The sequence below is a fragment of the Lysinibacillus sp. NPDC095746 genome (assembly GCF_044763535.1).
Lineage (GTDB): Bacteria > Bacillota > Bacilli > Bacillales_A > Planococcaceae > Lysinibacillus.
In genome coordinates this window covers 1-19,502 of record NZ_JBIWGL010000053.1, presented here as the reverse complement: position 1 = coordinate 19,502, position 19,502 = coordinate 1, and the positions used below count along the sequence as shown (strand labels likewise).

Here is a 19,502-nt window from a genome sequence, read left to right as displayed (position 1 = left end):
AAATTAAGAGTTATATGATTTACTACAATCATTATCGAGGGCAATGGAATTTAAATAAGCTGCCGCCTGCAAAATACAGACAGCAGCTTCAGAAAATTGCCTAACCTTTTTTAAAATGTCCTTTACAAAGGGTACATATTATAATCTGGTTGACTATTTTTATTCAATTTTTAGATTGATAATAGCCGGGGGCGAACGGAAGCACCCGTATAATTGGAAAATAAATCTTTATTATTTCTAATATCACATAAACCCGATAAGTCGTTTTCATTCGCTAATCTAATTATGTAATTCATTGTTATTTCCACTTCCCTATTCTTCAATAAATCACTATTGTAAATATTCAATTCCTTATTCAACAATCCTGTTCCGTTGTAAAAAAGCGTTTCATTTTATAATAGAGACGCACCGTGTGTGTAGTATCTAAAGATTTATTATTTCACCCGAGTATTCTCTTAAATGTTCAATGGCTATTGACATTGCACCTTCCTCTGTTTGAGCCAAAGTCAATTCTTTTTTTATTGGACTCCAATACTCATATCCGTACTCTTCTTTCCACATAAATACTTCTGTGCTATAGAGACCATCCTTACGATTAATAATTTGAACTTTATATTGATTACTTGGAGACAAAATTTCCTTTAGCAATTGTTTCATCATTTCACCATCTATACAAATAATAATTTTCCATCAGCAACTATTTATGTGTAGCTCTTTTTCTATAATTAGTGATTTGTTCCCTAATGAGTATGGTTCAATGTAAATGTCAAAATAACAATGTCCATTTTTGCTCGTATAATCATATACACTTTCGCTGATTAACTACTTTTCTATACAAATTCGTGAATATTTACAACTTGACACGGAGCCTCTACTCGCATGATTCGTAGCCTAAAGCCCAGCTATATCAATGGTTAGCTTCCGATCGAGGCTATCATGCTCACCACTCCCTGTATAGTTGTAATATACAAAGGGAATCAAAAATGTACTTGGTTAAACAAGCATTTTTGTACATATTTATTTCAGCGTTTATAATATTTCACACTTATATATAATCAAGCCACGAATGACCAGTTGGAAATTGTCTTTTCAAAGACATTTTTAACCAATCCCTTTGTTCAGGCAGTAAATATGGCAGCATAGTTTGTAAATCTTTAAAATCTTTTTCTCTAATCTTTGAGCTACCACCTTTATAAAGGAGTTGAATCTCGGGTCTCAGGTAAGGTATCTCATCATCTGTTCTTAAAAATATTTCCTCTAATCTTCTTCGAATAGATTTTTCTCTTCTGTATATCCAGGATTGTTGCTCTGTCTCTACTAACATAATTTGAAAAGCCCATGGAGAACTACTGCTTTTAGTAGCCCAGATATCATTTGTCGTTTTTAAAAACTCGCCTTCTTGCCAAGGAACAAGTTTCCCATTCTCTGCTTTGTATAACATCCAATCACCTGATAAATAATTATAGGCAGTCAATTGTTCCTCCCGAAGTATTATTACATCTATATCATCATGTACCCTTGACTGTTTGCCTAAATGTAAATCTAAAGCCCATCCCCCTGCAATACCCCATTTAATTGGAATACTAGAAAAGAGCTTATAAATTTCTGTTACGGTGATCGATTCCCAATTATCTATATCTTTCCTCATATAAATGTCCTCCTATAGCGTTGAAATAAAGACTGTAGATGTTGATTTTCGTTATAAAAACCCACCGTTTTAAATTTAACGGTGGGATTCTATTCATAAAATAGTGTGTTTTCTTAAAAAGTTGAACACTTAAGAAAGTTATCCTATATATTCTCTAAATGATTCGTATCATTTATAAAATGAATTATCTTTTCCTTATCAGTATGTTCAATTAAACTAATTCCTGTATCTCCGATTTTAAAATAATAATCCATGTTGATTGGCATTTGGTAAAAAGAACGTAATATATTATTAATTACCCCGCCATGAGCAACAATCGCAATTCGTTCATATTTATTTCCTGTCACAATCTTAGAAAATATCGTTTCAATCCTCATTCGAAATTCTATGAATGATTCTCCATTTTCAAAACGGTCATGAAAAAATTTTGGCTCTGGATACTTTTTGGCTTCTTCAAAAGATAATCCAGCTTGTACACCATTATTAAACTCCATTAATTCTTCTTCCAATTGCACTGGGCATCCAATAGTTGCTCCTAATGTTTCGGCGGTTTCGCGTGCTCTTTTTAACGTACTTGCCCATATAAAATCTGGTGGGAAGTCATTTTTTACTTTTTGTGATAAACCTCCCACTTGTTTTCTACCTCTTTCCGTTAATTCAAAATCAGCTCTCCCTTCATGTACGTTTAAAATATCTGCTTCCGATTCTCCGTGTCGAATTAATAGTATTTGCATGTCTTTTTCCCCCTTTATCTTTTAAATCCAAAAAGTATAAAATCTAAACTGCCCCGTTAATATAATAAGAAGTTTTATGTGCTACGTATTGTAACTTTCCCTTCTTTATTTTCTTCGTGGTTCCATTCAACTTGAATCTCAAATGTTCCATCTTTAAAAAATAAAGGAAATCTTCTGCGTATCGATGTCTGCATAGGAAGTTTATATGCGCTCTCTATATCTACCCAAACCGCTTTCCCCTCTGGAGCATCTTCCAAGAATGCATCATCAAAAGATTGTTCATCATGTTTTCGTCCACACAATTGTAGAGATGATATTCATCGCTGCATAAAGGGCATATATTCGCCAAAATGTATCGTCTGGAGATTCTGTAAAATAACCATTTATTTGTCCAATACAAAATGGGATACTATGTATTCTGCTAAATAAAGAAAGATTATAAAAATCATGATAGGGGTCACCAAAATCATAGCCATTAAAATCAATTATGCCATTGAATGTGTTATTTAAAACGATGATATGGCCCAGATGAAAATCATCATGGAGTAAGGTTATAGGTCAATCTTTAAGAATGTGGAAATTGTTTTCAATAAAGTTTAGTATTTTATGCTCTTTTGGCAGTTGATAGCTACCTTTTTTATATTTATTTAAATAAAAGCTGAATTTCTTTCTTTGGGCTTCTTCCCAAAGTATCGTTTGCGGCGCATGGGCCTGTAGTTGATGAATTTTTCTTAATTCTTTCCCGGCAGCAAGACCTATATTAAATTGCTCCACATCAGAAAGATTCGAAATGAATTCATCAGCAGGGTATCCTTCAATATAGCTTAATACCATGACAGAAAGATTAGCCTCAATCAATAAAGTACATTCTATAGCTTTATGTGTTTGTACACCGTGTTTTTCTAATGCTTGAAGCAATGAAAATTCGATGGTTTGTTTTTTGTGATATTGTATGTCAGATAATCGTATAAAGTATTGATTTTGGCCAACGGTAACTATGTATTTTTTATCTGGTGAGTATCCTTTCTCGATTTTTTTTATAGATGAATACCCTTTAAGGCTCGATATGTGGTCTATTACACTTTCAATTAACACAGTCAATCCACCTTTCTTGCAACGAATAAGAATGAAAATGATACTATACGGTCGAGTGACTGTCAATATTATGTTATTTTAGTTTTATAATCCTTTTTTAAATTACTCCTTGAAAAGCGTCAGCGTATATTAAGATCATCGTTATGACATACTTCCATTCATTATCGAGAGAATGGCATTTGAAAAAGTTGCTGTCTGTAAAATACAGGCAGCAACTTTTAACTAGAGTAGCTGCTATGATCTGTTCAAGCTACAGCAAATAATTTAATTTTCTATTTGTTTTTTTAGCATACTCATTTTTTGAGATGCTTCTTTTTAAAATTTCGTAACTAATAAACAGCGAGTGGCCCATAAGGACCTTCGATAATTTCTATTTTTGTTTCGAAAATATCTGTCAAAATTTTCGAATCCATAACCTCTTCTACTGTTCCAAAAGCGGCAATTTGTCCATCTTTCATAGCACATATTCTATCAGAATATTTGGCTGCAAAATTTATATCATGCATAACAGTCAAAATTGTTCTTCCGAATTCATTAGCCGCACGTCTCAAATGCTCCATCATTTGAACAGAACGAGCAACATCAAGGTTATTTAGAGGCTCGTCCAAAAGTACATATTCAGTCTCTTGGCACAAAACCATCGCTACATATGCCCTTTGTCTTTGACCACCAGAAAGCTCATCTAAATATCTATTCTCTAAATCAGTTAAGTCTAAAAAATCGATATATTTAGAAATAATAACCTCATCCTCTATAGTTAATCTTCCCTTTGAATAAGGAAAACGTCCAAATCCAACTAGTTGTCTAATAGTAAGCCTCGTTACAAAATGATTTTCTTGCCGCAATATAGTCAAAATTTTTGCTAAGTCTTTTGATTTGGATCCGGAAATATCCATATTTGCCACCTGAATTTGACCTTCCTCCATATCCAAAAGTCTTCCAATCATCAAAAGTGTCGTAGACTTTCCAGCGCCATTTGGTCCAATTAAAGAAGTAAAACCCGCTTTTGGTATTTCAATATCCAAAGGTCCTATTTTTACCTTATCAGTATAGAACTTTTTAACATTATCAATTTTTATCATAAAGCCCTCTTCCTTAAAACTACAGTTAAAAATATTATTCCACCAAATAATTCGATAATAACTGAAACTACACCCTGTGCATGGAATACATGATACATCAAAAAGTATGCACTCGTTAATATCAAAAATCCTATAGCAAGAGCCATTGGAAAAATATATCTATGATCATAAGTTGATGCCGCCTGATAGCTCAAAGTTGCTACTAAAAAGCCATAGAAAGTAAGTGGTCCAATCAAAGCTGTTGAAATGGACATCAAAATAGCAACTAATACAAGCGTATAAATTACACTAGATTGATATTTAACTCCAAATGAAGTAGCAACATCCTTTCCTAGTGACAATATATTTAGATTCTTAGCATAAGCAAGAAGTAATAATGCTACAATTATTACCATAGGAATTACAATCGGAAAATAGGCTGAATCCGCATTATTAACAGAGCCAAACAATCTTGCCTGTAAAATATCAAATTCAGAAGGCGCAAGTAATCTTCTCATGAAAGTTGACACAGAATTTAGCCCAGTGCCAATAATAATTCCAACTAAAAGCATAAGTTGTAAATTCCCGTATTTACCAGAAAGTAGCCATCCATAAAGAATCAAACTCATCAAGACCATCACAACAACTTGAAATAAAAATGATCCAATCCCACTAAAATTTATCAATGCACTAGCACCAAAGAAAAATATTGTACTAGTATGAATTGTTGAGTAAAGTGCTTCGAAACCTAAAAGCGAAGGAGTAATAATCCTATTATTCGTAATCGTTTGGAAAGCAACCGTCGACAAGCTCTGACAAACTGCAGCAATGATCATTGCCACAAGAGCTACTATCCTTCTCATAACAACCGGGATAAAAGAAGGTGAATCTACTGGAACTGGATTGTTATAAACTAAAAGTCCATATGAAGAAAGGACTCCCAAAGCAATCAATGTTATTAGCAAAATCCAATAACGTCTTTCTTCCTTCTTAGAACGAAAAGCTCTAGCTGATCTATTTTTATTATGAAGGCTAGAATCGATTTCCAATGTGTTCATCGGTGCCTCCTTGGTTTTCTTTGTCTCAATAAAATGGTAATAAACACGACTGACCCTACTGTTCCAAGTATTAAAGAAACAGGAACTTCAAAAGGCATTATAATTGTTCGAGAAATTATGTCACAGGCAGTTACAGTCCCCATTCCTATCAAACATACCCAAGGTAAATTACTCCTAAGATCATCGCCTCTATACATTGAAACAATGTTTGGGACAATTAAGCCCAAGAAAGGTAAGTTTCCAATAACAGCTGCAACTATTCCAACTGCAAGAGAAATAAGGGCAGTCCCAACAAGAACAATCCTATTGTAATTAACGCCAAGGCTTGTTGCGACATCTTCTCCTAGTCCAGCTAAAGTCAATCTATTCGCATAAAGAAAAATAAACAAAGTAACGATAACAATTAGCCATAAATATTCATATCTTCCCACCTGAACAGGCGCAAAAGAACCTACAAACCAAGTTTCTATACTTTGTGTCATTTGAAAAAAGAGTCCCAAAAAAGTGGACACTGCAGAAATGACTGCTCCAAGCATCAATCCAATAATCGGGACAATTAACGACGAACGAAGTTTAACTCTTCTTAAAAATAAAAAGAAAATCATAGTTCCTATAAAAGAAAAAATGATTGCACCCGTCATTCTTAGAACTAAAGTCGGGGCAGGGAATAATAAATAAACAAAAAGCAGCCCTAAACCTGACCATTCAATAGTCCCTGTAGTAGTGGGTTCAACAAAACGATTCTGCGTGATCAGTTGCATTACGAGTCCTGCCATTGCCATTGCAGCTCCAGTAAGCATTAATGCAACTGTTCTCGGAACGCGAGTTATGAAAAACATCTCCATTCCATCCTCTTGTCCACGTATATCATAAACTCCAGTAAACAGTGATATAATGCCTAAAATAATAACAACTATCATCGCTAATATAAAAGGTCTTGTCCATATTTTATTGTAGTTATAAAACTGGGGTTGAGAATTTATCTCAACCCTAGAAGTTACATTTTTCAGCACTTTTTATACTCCTTTACACTACTTAGCTAAAGTATTTGCAAGGTTTTCAAACAACTCTATATAAGTCTGAATTGATTCATTTGTGTAAGTATCTGCAGGTGCATAAATAATATGTTTTTTAGAAACAGCAGTTGTTTTTTGAAGAGCAGGTGCGTTAGCAATAACATCCTGAGCAGGAACTGCATCTTTTTCACCAGATATTGCAGCATCACGATCTAATACGAAAAGCCAATCCGGATTACTTTGTGCAATAGCTTCAACAGAAACTTCATCACCTTTATGATCGGAAGTAGAATCGGCAACTTCTAATGCTGGTGCCCAACCGAAAATTTCATACATTGGTCCCCATACACGTCCAGAATGAGGAGCTGAAAAACCAATATCCCCACCACCAACGATAACACTCATCACTTTATCTTTTCCATTATATGCAGATTTAGCATTTTCGATAACTTTATCAAAATCAGCTACCACTTGTTTAGCTTCTTCATTTTTATCGAAAATTTGCCCTAAAGCAATTGTAGAATTTTTAAGTCCATTTACTAAGTTTTCCCCAGGTGTAGCAGCTTCCTCAGAAACATCTACATTAAGATCAATAACAACTGCATTTGGCACTAATTTTTTAATATCTTCGTAATAGTCTGCAAATCTTTGACCGACGATTACTAGTTCAGGGTTTGCAGCCGCTATAATTTCAAGATTTGGTTCACGGTGATTTCCAATATTTTGAACTGATTCATCACTTACATATGGTGAATCCGCAGGCATTACATCCTTTGGAACAGCTGCTAGTTCAATTTTCCAATCAGCTAAAGTTTCAAAAGTTCTATTATCCAAAGCAACTACATTCTTTGGGTTTACAGGAACAGTAACAGTTCCGTGGGCATCAGTGATTTCAACTGTAGCAGGTTTAGCAACTTCTTTACTTCCATTATCTTCATTAGACTTTGACCCTTGATTAGATTTATTGCTTGAATCTGAACAAGCTACTAACATCAAAGTCAAAACTGCCATAATACCAACAAGTTTTAAAAACATTGATTTCTTCATACATATACTCCTTTTGATGTAATTTATTTTGAAAATGATGAAGTCTCTAGATTGAATTGGATAGTAATTGCTAGCCTATCTCAATTGCTATTGATAATCATTTTCATTTAACCGTTCTGTGAAACAGTATAGTCTTTAATTCTGTGAAAATCTTGTGAAAAAAGGAAGATAATAAATAAAGTTAATTTTTCACATTAAGTATTGGATACAAAAAGCAATACGTGAAGTATTCTTTTGATGGTTTCCGTCTCTTCAATATCCTCCAGTAACTGTTGAATTATCGATTTTATAGCACAAAAAAACGAGTAAAACTAGATGAAACTGTTTATACTCGTATTTTTTCAATTATTTGTGATATTGATTGCTGTGACAAACTGTCCTTTACCTATTATCTTCTTTTTACTATTCTTTGATTGAATAGCCCCGGCCATGAATTGTATGTATATATCGGTCTTTCTTCTCACACTTTATCTTTTTTCTTAAATACCCAATATATAAATCCACTACATTTGGATTGACTGCTACGTCATATCCCCAAACCTGATTCAAAAGCATTTCACGACTTAATATTGTATTTTTATTCTTGATTAAAAATACAAGTAAATCATACTCGCGTTTAGTAAGCGGGAGATTTTCGCCACCCTTTGTCACGATATTACGGGATGAATCAACGAGGAGATCTTTAAACCGAAAGAAATCAGTGTCGTTTGACTGGATACAGTCCCCTCTTCTTAAAATAACTTTTATCCTCGCTACTAACTCTTCTTTCACAAATGGTTTTCTTATATAATCATCTGCTCCTGCTTGTAATCCTGCTATGCAATCCTCGCTGGACACATTGCCGGTCACAATAATTATCGGTGTCGTTTTAACAACTCGTATTTGTCTGCAAATTTCCGGTCCAGGTACACTTAACGAATCCCAATCCAATATGATAATATCCCAATCTTGCTCATATACTATATTTAAACCTTTGTTTTCATTGTGAAGTGTTAAAATGAAATAGCCTTCTTGATTTAGGCCGCTTACAATTTTCTTTGCTAAAGACCGTTCATTCTTAATGACTAACACCTGCTTCACTACTATTCACCTCTACTTCATTTCATAAAATAATTTATCAAAAAAAATATCGGATTTATTAATCTAATAAAGCTATTATAACAACTTATCAGGACAGATTTGGTAAAATTAACAATAAATACGTATAAAATACTTAACTTCAAAGTTAAACAGAAGAATACTTCAGTTATGTAACCAAAATATCGATGAAACTGTTGTTTATTAGACTTTCAATATATTTGGATGGTGAATTTTACTTTAGTAGATTGTTTAAAAAGTAACTGGAGTACCGGCAACGATATATGTATAAAGTAACTGAGAATCGGTTTTGCTTCAAGGTTTAGACTTTAAGATAATCTAGTAGCAATAGTTGATTTTATGAACAACAGGAGTTGGACAAGACGATTATGAGAAAAGGTTACGAGCGGACTTCTCCCAACGAATGGTTCTCTACGAACAAAATGCGTCTGCAAGTTTATCGACCATATTTGAAATCGAATGTTACAATAATTTACTAAAAGTTAAGTTAACACAGTCTAATTTACGTTGAATAAAAACAGGAATGATATACCAGTTGTACAAAATTCGAAGGAGATATTATCAACAGTAAGGATTTTTATAATTCTCTGGGATACTCCTGCGGGCTAAAAAGAGAAAACTTATAATAGAAAATTACTTTTTAAAATTAAAAAACCCGCCGTTTTGATAATAGCCTCATCAAAATGGGTGGGTTCGATATTTTAATATAAATCACTTGCTTTATACATCATTTCCTTTAAAAATTTTCCCGAATATCTCTTCTAAAAATATTTTGTAATCGAAATCAATCACTTCTAACTCATCCGTAATTTCATTAAACCTTTTTTGATTCAAAGTACAATTTTAAATTACTTTTTCTTAATTTATTAGCTTCTTTAATGAAGTCAACTTTCTTTTGATGTATTTTTTTTAGTGAGCTTATTGCGTTTTCTACGATTGTCGGAGCATCTTTTCCTAAGTTTGGGAAATGCTGATTTAAATATTCATATAAAGCCTTTTTTTCAATATTGGATGGAACGCTAGGTGCTAGGGGTATCTCGAATGGTGATTTGTTATCTGCCAATTGTTGAGGCGTATTATATATAAACTGAAAGGCATTTTGCAAGAAGAAACAGAAATTTAAAATTTTACAAATTAATATATTGATTACATTTATGGTATATATCAGGTTGTAATGGGTTTTATACTAATGTTGAGGTGATTTTAAATGAATAGTATAAACAAAATAATCAAAGATAGAGTATTTTGGGCATCCATTTTTTTCTTTCTAATGTTGTTACTTATTCTTAATATCCAAACGAATTTAAGTCTATTAATAAAAATTATTGTTGCATTATTTTTATCTGGATTTTTCTTCTTAATAAATTATTCCTTGAAAAGAAAAAAATAAACGGTTATATTCATCAGGAGGGATAATATGGAAAATAAAATAGTTGGAAGTCAGTTTTTAAAAATTTTTATGGTATTAGTATTAGCTCTGTTTCCTATCTTTGGAGTACTAACTGAAAGCACTAATGCAAAAGAAAATGATGAGTACCTTGAAGAACTTGCTTTAATAGAAGATTCTTTAGAGTTAATTTTTGACAAAGGTGTAGTTACTAATGAAAAGGGTTATTTCCTAGGTTATGACAGAGCTGTTTTTGAAAACAGCTTAAAAAAATATGATAATTATGAAGAGTATATTCAATTTTTAGAGGACGAGGGTTTATTTGTTAAGATAAATCAAATCGCCATCTCTGAAAAACCGGAAATTGGAACTAGAGCTGTTGCTTGTGGATGGCATTTGATGAGACCAAAAGCGGAGTATACAGCAGCACAAAATAAATGTATTGAAAAAGGTCTAAAAGATAATTATGGTTTCACAACTGCTATTAGTACTATTGCGAACCTAATAGCAGATAAGGAGTTTAAATTAGCGGCAGAAAAAATAATTAAATTAGGTGTTAAATCTAATATCTGGGGAGTTATAACAACACTATCAATAATTAATATGAATTGTGGAAAAGAGATGGACAAATTATTCCCTGGAAAAAGTAATTGTGAGTAATTGAGTATAAAACTAGATAAAAAGTCTACACTTCAAAAAAGTGTAGGCTTTTTATTTTTAAATATACAATTATACAACTTACTTTTTTGTGACAAACTTTCTATAATTAATTTTTGAAAAATAACTATAAAACTAATTTATTGCTTCGCAGGAATAAACCCAGCAGCTTCTGCTTCTTCTTTCGTACAGAACATCTCCTCTGCTACTGTATTCTCATAGTCACGTTGCCCTGGCATATGAAAAATTTTGTTGCCTTTGGAGTTAATATTTCCTTTGATTTTACAACTTTCCTTGTTGTTATTAGTATTCGATTTATCCTCATTTATATTAGACTGCTCTCCTTCTTTTCTTGCAGCATAATATACATCTTTATCGTATCCACGATTCGTTACATAGTCTTCAACTGACCAAATACCAATAGCAGCCTTTTGCGCAGTTTTTTGAATAGATTTAAACCAATCTACATGCTTCGTATTTGGATTATAAATATATGCCACGCGAGCTAATCCATTTTTCAATAGTTGCTCTTGGACACTAATACCGTCTTTAGTATAAATATATGCTAGTAATCTTTTATATTTATCACGATATGAAACGTCAAATTCTAAATAAACCTTATCTTGACCAGCTAGTAGCTGCTTTACAAATTCTTTAGCTTCTGGCCCATAAGGTTGCTCCCCTAACGTTTCGTGATTAGTTTCAGGGGTATCCACAAGAAGAAAACGTACTTTTTCTGAGCTACCCTTATATTTTATTCTTATTGTGTCGCCATCAATTATTTCCTGTAGTTCGTATTCTTCAAATTTACTCACATCATGCTTTTCAGCAGTTTCCTTCGTTGAAGCTACAATTCCTTGTATATCTTCAGTTTTGATAATATCTGTGTTAGTTTCTTCCGTACATGCACTTAAAAGCAATGTAGAAAAGAACAAAGCTAAAAAGAATTTTTTCAAATCAGTATCCTACTTTCTTAAAGATAAAATATATTATTTATTTTCCTATACCCCCTTTTTTAAGAATTCAAGTTAGACAATACCTCCGTAATAAACTGACCTTATACCTCTGTCACCGATTTCTTCCAGCTATTTATAAGTTTCAACATTGCCTTCCCATCCTACCTATTCATAAAATCAAAAATCCCCAGTTAATTATAAACTGAAGACCAGAAAATTCATTTGAAAATTAAATACAATACAACAGCCAAAATAATTGTTCCGCTAGTGATTAACGTCTTAATATCTTTGTCACTCATTTTTATACCTCTTTTCTAACCTTTATTAATCTTTCCAATAGTGATTATATAGTATTACCCTACTCATTAAAAAATCTTCAGTTGCAATAACCGAAGATCATAATTACTATATAATTCACACTTGGTTCTACATCAATTAATATGTACACTTTCGTAAAAATTTAATTAAACAAGATATGGCTAAAATCCCTATTTAACTAAATTTATAATGTGTACACGTATATTTTGGAGACTCACTAATGTACAGTTTTATAGTGCTAAACCATCATATGCTTTAATATACTCTACATAGCGTTTATTTCCCGTTTTTCATGTTCTATTCTGGTTAGTCGGGGTTGCACTAACTTTTCTTGGGCTGGTGAGCTTCCAAAAGCAAGAATGTTTGTACCACTCGTAATTAACGTTTTTATATCCTGCATTTTCATGTAGTAGATCCCTCACAACTTTTCAACTTTAAGAAAGCTTCTAAAAGAATCCTATACTCCTTAAAGTTTTCACGATGTTTCTATTGTAAAATAACAGGCTACTACATTCAAGTTATGTAGTTGCAATAGCAACCCAATGATTTGGAGATACTTCAACAAGCTGACTATTTTCTATCTCATAGTGTGTTTGTATGTCCTTATTTTCGGTATTCATATATTTTTGCTTTTCTATCGCTGGATCTGGAATTGGTATTGAGTGTAATAAAGCTTGTGTATATGGATGCTGAGGATTAGCGTACAGCTCCTCACTTTCTGCAAGTTCTACAATTTTCCCACCATACATAACAGCTACACGATCGCTAATATGTTTAACCATAGACAAATCATGAGCAATAAATAAGTAAGTCAATCCAAGACGCTGCTGTAAATCCTTTAACAAGTCTACAATCTGCTTTTGAATAGAAACATCAAGTGCTGAAAGTGGTTCATCACAAACAATAAAATTTGGCTCCACTGCTAAAGCTCTTGCGATGCCAATACGTTGTCGTTGTCCACCTGAAAATTCATGTGGATAACGCATTGCATGTTCTTTGTTTAAGCCTACAAGTTCAAGTAATTCCTCGACACGCTGTTGACGTTCTTCATTCGTTTTAACTAGTTTATGAATATCTAGAGCTTCCCCAATAATATCTACTATTTTTTTTCTTGGATTTAACGAGGAATATGGATCTTGGAAAATAATTTGCATATGTCGACGCATTGCTTTAAGCTGCTTTTTCGTTAATCTTGTAATTGGTACACCTTGATATAAAACTTCCCCATTAGTAGGCTGATGGAGCTGTAAAATAGTTCGGCCCGTTGTTGATTTTCCTGAGCCTGATTCACCTACTAAACCTAATGTTTCTCCTGGGTATATATGGAACGATAAATCATTGACAGCCTTTACCCTTTTACCATGACCTAATGCGAATTCCTTTGAAAGATGTGTCACTTCGATTAATGGTTTATTTTTGTCTATTCCAAGCTGTACATTTGCAATTGCTTTAGGCTGCTTCTTCTCATGGAGCTTTGGTAAAGCATTCAATAGTTTTTTAGTATATGGATGTTGAGCATTTTCAAAGATCGCCTCTGTTGTACCTTGCTCAACAATCTCTCCTTCCTTCATAACAATAATACGATCGCACATACCAGCAACAACACCTAAATCATGTGTAATTAATATGATGGAGGTACCCATCTTTCTTTGCATATCTCGCATTAATTTTAAAATTTGCGCTTGAATAGTTACATCAAGGGCTGTAGTCGGTTCATCTGCGATTAGTAAAGACGGACGGCAAGCCAGTGCCATGGCAATCATAACACGTTGGCGCATGCCTCCAGAAAACTCATGCGGATATTGTTTATAGCGTTCTTCTGCATTTCGAATGCCTACAAGCTTTAATAATTCTATTGTTTGCTTATATGCCTCAGATTTGGACATCGACTGATGCTTTATTAAACTTTCAGCCACTTGTTCACCAATACGAATAGTTGGATTTGTGGATGTCATTGGATCTTGAAAAATCATACTAATATCTTGTCCACGAATTCCCTCCAGTTGTTTTTCGCTCAATGAAGTAATCTCTTGCCCCTTAAACAAAATATTTCCTGATTTTAGATAGGAAGGTGGTGATGGTAATAGACGCATAATGGAACGAGCCGTTACACTTTTCCCACTACCTGACTCTCCTACAATTCCGAGTGTTTCACCTTTATTTACGTGAAAATTAACGCCTTTAACGGCTTCAAATTCTGTCTCTCCCGTCATAAAAGATACACGAAGATTGCTGATTTCTAGAAGCTTTTCACTCATTCAATCCATCCTTTTGTAATTTTTGTGATTGACTTAATTACGAGTATAATCCATACTTTACAATACCAATAGGAATTATACAATATAATAATATTTAATCTCTCATCCTGCAATTCATTTAGTAGAATCTTACTAAAAATGAGTTGGCAACTATGGTGTGCTGATGTGTTTTACAATCTATTATTTTACTTACGTCTGGAGGAAATGCATGGATATTTCAAAAAGTCATTCTTCAACTAAGGAGTATGTATTCTTTTTTTCAGTTTATCAAAAGCTCATGCACCACAAGTTTTACAATGCGCTACTCTTTCTTTTAAGTATTTTAGTACACCCTTTTACATACTTATCCTATAGGAGAAGAAAACATTCACACCAATACCATCAAGCTTTTGTGCAACGCAGTCAGTATTACAAAGAAAAGGATTTCTTTACACAATGGCAAATTAAATTTGCTGAACAAGAATTAGCCAAAGCGAAATTCTTTCATGAATGTGTGTCAGAAAAACAATTACAGGAAACTGCTTCGAAATTAGCAGAAAAAAAAATTCAGCAGTTAATAGAGCAAGATTTATTGAAAGATGGTTTAACAAACCAATCCTATTTACAATTTTTTAGTCAGCAACTTAAAAATAAAAACTTTGTGATTCTTACTTGTATACCGGCTGTGTTATTTTATGTAGTCCTTATCTTGTTTGCGAATCCATTTCTGCAATTTGTCATTGAACGAATACTACAAAGTTTCATTGTTATTGTAGGTGTCGCGACACTAGTTTTTACAATTTTGTATTTGTCACCATTCGATCCAGCGAGAAACTTACTTGGTGTTACGGCAACGCCTGAGCAAATAACTAACTTTAATCATATTCATAGCTTGGATCTGCCCTATTTATCTCAGTTATGGAATGCTTTATCTGGTCTATTCACATTTGATTTAGGTACTTCCTTTGCAGGGAAAGAAAATATTACACATAGTATTGTAAACAAATTTCCAGTCACACTTGAAATAGCTATCCTATCACTTTTAATGGCTATCGCTATTGCTATTCCGGTCGGCATTATATCAGCTGTTCGCCCGAATTCATATTTGGATTATACATTTATGTTTATTGCCTTGATTGGATTATCCATTCCAAGCTTTTGGCAAGGACTGCTATTTATTTTAACGTTTGCATTAAAGCTACAATGGTTCCCTGCTACTTATAATCCTCAAAACTGGCTATCTTTAATAATGCCAGTCATTGTTTTAGGCACATCCATTACGGCTTCCATTGCCCGTATGACAAGATCTAGTATGCTCGAGGTGATACATGAGGATTACATTATTACAGCGAGAGCTAAAGGCTTGAATGAATTTAAAGTGATTTCAAAGCATGCTATTCGCAATGCCATGATTCCTATTATTACAGTGATTGGACTTCTTTTTGGTGGGATGTTAGGTGGGGCATCTGTTACAGAAAAAGTTTTCAATATTAGTGGGATTGGTAGCTATATTGTTGACAAGCAGTTTATTCCGGACATTCCAGCTATCCTTGGTGGGGTCGTCTATATTGCTATTACAATTTCGATTGTTAATTTATTCATCGATATTTTGTATGCCTTTTTCGATCCACGCATTCGCTCGAAAATGAAGAAGTCTTAAAGGGGGATCACCTGTGAAAAACAGCTTACATGTCAAATTACTTTTGAAGATTACACAGGAATATGTCAATTCACATTTTACATTTGTCTTTTCCTTACTGTTTTCTTTATTGTTTATAGCTTATAGCTACAATTTTTCTAGTCAAAGCTGGCGACCAATCGTCTTGATCTTTTTCGTCATTTATGCAATTACCACAGCTTATGTTAGTTTCCTAACTTTACGAATTAAACAGGATTTAGCAAGCCATAGTAGCATACAAAAAAGCACTCGATTACTTGGTTATCCACTGTTATTGACAATCATTTCAGGTAATATTTTTTCTACAACTTTTGCTTTTTTACTTATATCAAAAAGTAAGACAGCTGAATATACTTTTGCAGCTTATGCATTGATCACTCAGCTTTTTATTATCAGTATTTCAGCACTGAACTTATTTAAACCGTACGTAACAGATACGTTTTTACTAGCAATGGGTCTTTTCTTACTCCTTGCACTCTTTTATAGCGTAATGTTAATTCTATGTACAAAATTTGTGACTTCCGAGGCTGCGCCAAAATGGATGCTGTTACCTGGTGTTTTGTTACTTATTGCCTCTTTGACCGGCAATCTATTTGCAACATTGCTAGGGTATAGCCTTATTCAAAAAGCTCGAAAGGCGAATCCTTCTACAATTGAAAAATGGCAAAATATTTTAGGAAAGATTTCACGCAATACGATGGCCGTCTTCGGGTTATTTTTCATCATATTTATGTTTTCTTTGTCCGTAACAAGCTCTTGGACATTTGACTATGACTTCGCTATTGAAAATAACTACGGAGCATTGTTACAAACACCTTCGTTAGAATATCCACTAGGCACCGATAATTACGGACGTGATTTATTTTCTCGCATTGTTTTCGGTGCACAAATATCGCTTATTGTCGGACTTTTCTCAACAATCATACCTGCAGTAATCGGCGGTACGCTTGGAGCACTTTCAGGCTATTACGGAAGAGCGACTGACAACATAATCATGCGAAGTCTTGATATTTTATATGCCATTCCTGGAATTTTACTAGCAATTGCCATTATCGCAGCATTTGGTGCCAATACCATTAACTTAATTATCGCACTAAGTGTTGGAGCAATTCCAACATATGCTCGTACTATGCGCGCTAATGTCATGCAGCTCTCTAATTTTGAATTCGTGGAATCAGCCAGAGCGTTAGGAGCATCTGATGCAGCAATCATTTTCAAGCATATTGTTCCTAACTCATTAGCCCCGATGATTGTCAAAGCAACATTAACCATTGGTGGTGCTGTGATTTCAACAAGTAGTTTAAGTTTTTTAGGGCTCGGCATTGAGCCACACATTCCTGAATGGGGCAATATTCTAAAGGTTGGTAGTACGTACCTGGAAACGCATTCCTATGTCGCTATTTTCCCAGGTCTTTGTATAATGCTTCTCGTTCTTTCCTTTAACTTCTTAGGTGATGGATTACGAGATGCTTTAGATCCAAAATCAAATTAATAACGGAGGTTCTTACATGAAAAAATTACTTGTCTTCTTATTTATTACAGTATTAGCATTAGCAGGCTGCGTACAAACAAAAACTGACGTAGAAGGTAGTAAAGATTCAAAAGGCAAAGGTAAAAAAGAAATTGAAGTTTTAGGAATGGCCGCTTCTGAGGAAGATATGAATATTGTTCGTGACCAGCTAGTTAAAAATGGCTTTGATGTTAAACTAAATATTCAACCCGATTATGGTTCATTTTCAGCACAAAAAGAGGCTGGCAATTATGATTTAGCACTTTCGAGCTGGACAACAGTAACAGGAAACCCTGATTATGCTGTTCGTGGTTTATTTAAAACGGGCGGTGACTATAGTATTGTTTCTGATTCAAAATTAGATGCGCTCATCGACGAAGCAAGTACATTAACAGGTGATGAAGCTGCTGCAAAATATAAAGAATTAGAACAACTCTTAGTATTCGATCAAGCTTATATTGCGCCGTTATATATTTCAAATAAATATCAAGGGATTTACTCCGAATTAGTAAATCCAAAAACAGTACATCTACCAAAATCCCGTGCGCAAGTGTGGGAAAGCATTGAATTCAATGACGCTTCTAAAAATGCAACTGAACCATTGATTTTACATCAAACAATTAGTTCGTTAACATCGCTTGATCCTATTAAAGGAAATGATGGTTCTATTAATACATTAAATACGAATATGTATGTACGACTTGTAAACTTAACAGATACAGACGACGTCGTTTCTGATGGATCATTATCTTACAATCATGCTATTGCTGAAGGTAACCAAGAATATTATTTCATTTTACGTGATGATATTAACTTCGCTGCTGTAAAAGACGGTGCCGCTGTTGATACAGGTGAATTAGTTTCAGCAGAAGATGTTGTATTCTCATTAAATCGTGCAAGAAATCCCAAATCAGTGCCAGACCATCGCACATATAGTCTTCACGAAAATATTGAAACAGTCGAAATCGTTTCTGACTTAGCAGAATTACAAAAGAAAAAAGTTGCGGGCTCTAATCAGTCTGTGCTCGATGCATTATCTCAACACCTCCCTGCTTCCGTAACGCAATTAGCAAAAGATAAAGGGACTGTTAATAATGGAGCTGGCGCTTACCAAGTTGTTAAAATTACAACACCAACACCATTCCCACAAGTGTTAAATTATTTAGCACACCAATCTGGTGGTATCGTTTCTAAAAAACAAGTAACAAGCATTAACACATATGATGTAGCAAGCTATGATCCAGATAAGGATATTGCCTATGGTGATCAAACTACAGTGACGGAAGGCACAGCAACATACAACAACCAACTTTATGCTAGTGGCCCTTACATTCTTGTGAAGAAAAATGATTATGAAGTACAATTTGTAAAAAATCCTGCTTACCGTGTAGGTAGTGAATATGAACCGAAGATTGCAAAAATTAATGTTCGTTTTATCGCTGATATCGATAGTGCTTTATCAGCATTGCGTAATGGTGAAATTCATATTCTCCAGTCAGTACCAGAGACAAAGCTAGACATTGTCAAATCAGATAGTAAACTAACGTTACACACTGCTGATAGTAATGCCGTATCATATCTACAATTGAATACATCTGGTCGCGCTGTATCAGATTCAGTAGACCTACGTAAAGCAATTCTTTACTCTATTAATCAGGATGAATTTATTAATTACTATCAAGGCAATAAAAAACCTGCTGTATCCACTGTTTCACCACTTGTTAATACAGGGTTAAAGCTTGAAGCAGACAGTAAAAAGGTACAAGAATATTTAAAAGCCTATAACGATTAATTATCGGTCATAGCCAACTAAAGAAGCAGAGCCTCCTCATTTGGAGGGCACTGAAAAACTTACGTTTTCATAAAAGCGAACCTTTCTCAGATAAAAATAAGGCACTTCTTGTTCGATTTTGAACAGGAAGTGCCTTATTTCTGTCTCTATTCCTTATTTATTTTCGTTTAATAGCTTTAATATCCGTTTTAAATTGACAGCGAATATCGT

General features: G+C 33.9%; 15 protein-coding genes and 1 pseudogene. 5 read left to right on the top strand and 11 right to left on the bottom strand.

Annotated features, from left to right (window positions below; genetic code table 11):
* Nucleotides 1-104 (top strand): IS3 family transposase (locus tag ACIQ7N_RS23175; protein ID WP_402936552.1); only part of this gene is annotated, 104 nt, incomplete at its 5' end.
* Between the two features lie 319 nt (nt 105-423).
* On the opposite strand, the gene ACIQ7N_RS23170 is transcribed toward ACIQ7N_RS23175, so the two are convergent.
* The 9 genes and pseudogenes from ACIQ7N_RS23170 to ACIQ7N_RS23130 all read right to left on the bottom strand — a co-directional run bounded on the left by ACIQ7N_RS23170 (nt 424) and on the right by ACIQ7N_RS23130 (nt 8,739).
* Complete coding sequence (locus tag ACIQ7N_RS23170; RefSeq protein WP_402936550.1) at nt 424-660, bottom strand: hypothetical protein; 237 nt, start codon at nt 658-660, stop codon at nt 424-426.
* 385 nt (nt 661-1,045) lie between these two features.
* Nucleotides 1,046-1,648 (bottom strand): nucleotidyltransferase domain-containing protein, encoded by a 603-nt coding sequence (locus tag ACIQ7N_RS23165; protein ID WP_402936548.1) that lies wholly within the window; start codon nt 1,646-1,648, stop codon nt 1,046-1,048.
* Nucleotides 1,649-1,791: 143 nt separating this feature from the next.
* Nucleotides 1,792-2,382, bottom strand: a complete 591-nt coding sequence (locus ACIQ7N_RS23160) for a histidine phosphatase family protein (protein ID WP_402936546.1) — start codon at nt 2,380-2,382, stop codon at nt 1,792-1,794.
* A 282-nt stretch (nt 2,383-2,664) separates the two neighbouring features.
* A pseudogene (locus ACIQ7N_RS23155) lies at nt 2,665-3,477 on the bottom strand (aminoglycoside phosphotransferase family protein).
* A gap of 329 nt (nt 3,478-3,806) precedes the next feature.
* Nucleotides 3,807-4,559 (bottom strand): iron ABC transporter ATP-binding protein, encoded by a 753-nt coding sequence (locus ACIQ7N_RS23150; RefSeq protein ID WP_132363875.1) that lies wholly within the window; start codon nt 4,557-4,559, stop codon nt 3,807-3,809.
* Nucleotides 4,556-5,596, bottom strand: a complete 1,041-nt coding sequence (locus ACIQ7N_RS23145; RefSeq protein ID WP_248717972.1) for an iron chelate uptake ABC transporter family permease subunit — start codon at nt 5,594-5,596, stop codon at nt 4,556-4,558. Before ACIQ7N_RS23145 ends, ACIQ7N_RS23150 begins: the two co-directional genes overlap by 4 nt.
* Nucleotides 5,593-6,609, bottom strand: a complete 1,017-nt coding sequence (locus tag ACIQ7N_RS23140) for an ABC transporter permease (RefSeq protein WP_132363879.1) — start codon at nt 6,607-6,609, stop codon at nt 5,593-5,595. The genes ACIQ7N_RS23145 and ACIQ7N_RS23140 overlap by 4 nt, the downstream gene beginning before the upstream one ends.
* Before the next feature lie 18 nt (nt 6,610-6,627).
* Nucleotides 6,628-7,659, bottom strand: a complete 1,032-nt coding sequence (locus ACIQ7N_RS23135) for a siderophore ABC transporter substrate-binding protein (protein WP_402936543.1) — start codon at nt 7,657-7,659, stop codon at nt 6,628-6,630.
* Between the two features lie 402 nt (nt 7,660-8,061).
* Nucleotides 8,062-8,739 (bottom strand): response regulator transcription factor, encoded by a 678-nt coding sequence (locus tag ACIQ7N_RS23130; protein WP_402936541.1) that lies wholly within the window; start codon nt 8,737-8,739, stop codon nt 8,062-8,064.
* A 1,435-nt stretch (nt 8,740-10,174) separates the two neighbouring features.
* Between ACIQ7N_RS23130 and ACIQ7N_RS23125 the strand changes: the two genes are divergently transcribed.
* Entirely contained in the window at nt 10,175-10,804 is a 630-nt protein-coding gene (locus ACIQ7N_RS23125) for a hypothetical protein (RefSeq protein ID WP_274066841.1), read from the top strand.
* A 137-nt stretch (nt 10,805-10,941) separates the two neighbouring features.
* Here the strand turns inward: ACIQ7N_RS23125 and ACIQ7N_RS23120 are convergent, their stop codons facing one another.
* Both ACIQ7N_RS23120 and ACIQ7N_RS23115 read right to left on the bottom strand, forming a co-directional pair.
* Nucleotides 10,942-11,757 carry a thermonuclease family protein gene (locus ACIQ7N_RS23120; protein WP_402936539.1) on the bottom strand — a complete coding sequence of 272 codons (816 nt, stop codon included), beginning with the start codon at nt 11,755-11,757 and terminating at the stop codon, nt 10,942-10,944.
* An 836-nt stretch (nt 11,758-12,593) separates the two neighbouring features.
* Nucleotides 12,594-14,333, bottom strand: coding sequence for an ABC transporter ATP-binding protein (locus tag ACIQ7N_RS23115; protein WP_402936537.1), 1,740 nt, complete (start codon nt 14,331-14,333; stop codon nt 12,594-12,596).
* 208 nt (nt 14,334-14,541) lie between these two features.
* Here ACIQ7N_RS23115 and ACIQ7N_RS23110 point away from each other — a divergent pair, with 208 nt between their 5' ends.
* Genes ACIQ7N_RS23110 through ACIQ7N_RS23100 form a run of 3 tightly spaced genes read left to right on the top strand, consistent with a single transcriptional unit; the run spans nt 14,542 to nt 19,292 of the window.
* Nucleotides 14,542-15,972 (top strand): ABC transporter permease, encoded by a 1,431-nt coding sequence (locus ACIQ7N_RS23110; protein ID WP_402936535.1) that lies wholly within the window; start codon nt 14,542-14,544, stop codon nt 15,970-15,972.
* Nucleotides 15,973-15,985: 13 nt separating this feature from the next.
* A complete protein-coding gene (locus ACIQ7N_RS23105; RefSeq protein WP_402936533.1) occupies nt 15,986-17,482 on the top strand; it encodes an ABC transporter permease in 1,497 nt (498 codons plus the stop codon).
* Nucleotides 17,483-17,498: 16 nt separating this feature from the next.
* A complete protein-coding gene (locus ACIQ7N_RS23100; RefSeq protein ID WP_402936531.1) occupies nt 17,499-19,292 on the top strand; it encodes an ABC transporter substrate-binding protein in 1,794 nt (597 codons plus the stop codon).
* Nucleotides 19,293-19,502 lie beyond the last annotated feature (210 nt).

Bases quoted from the DNA above. Each gene is read 5' to 3' on its own strand.
- ACIQ7N_RS23170 (WP_402936550.1), bottom strand. From the start codon at position 660: ATGATGAAACAATTGCTAAAGGAAATTTTGTCTCCAAGTAATCAATAT.
- ACIQ7N_RS23165 (WP_402936548.1), bottom strand. From the start codon at position 1,648: ATGAGGAAAGATATAGATAATTGGGAATCGATCACCGTAACAGAAATT.
- ACIQ7N_RS23160 (WP_402936546.1), bottom strand. From the start codon at position 2,382: ATGCAAATACTATTAATTCGACACGGAGAATCGGAAGCAGATATTTTA.
- ACIQ7N_RS23150 (WP_132363875.1), bottom strand. From the start codon at position 4,559: ATGATAAAAATTGATAATGTTAAAAAGTTCTATACTGATAAGGTAAAA.
- ACIQ7N_RS23145 (WP_248717972.1), bottom strand. From the start codon at position 5,596: ATGAACACATTGGAAATCGATTCTAGCCTTCATAATAAAAATAGATCA.
- ACIQ7N_RS23135 (WP_402936543.1), bottom strand. From the start codon at position 7,659: ATGAAGAAATCAATGTTTTTAAAACTTGTTGGTATTATGGCAGTTTTG.
- ACIQ7N_RS23125 (WP_274066841.1), top strand. From the start codon at position 10,175: ATGGAAAATAAAATAGTTGGAAGTCAGTTTTTAAAAATTTTTATGGTA.
- ACIQ7N_RS23115 (WP_402936537.1), bottom strand. From the start codon at position 14,333: ATGAGTGAAAAGCTTCTAGAAATCAGCAATCTTCGTGTATCTTTTATG.
- ACIQ7N_RS23110 (WP_402936535.1), top strand. From the start codon at position 14,542: ATGGATATTTCAAAAAGTCATTCTTCAACTAAGGAGTATGTATTCTTT.
- ACIQ7N_RS23100 (WP_402936531.1), top strand. From the start codon at position 17,499: ATGAAAAAATTACTTGTCTTCTTATTTATTACAGTATTAGCATTAGCA.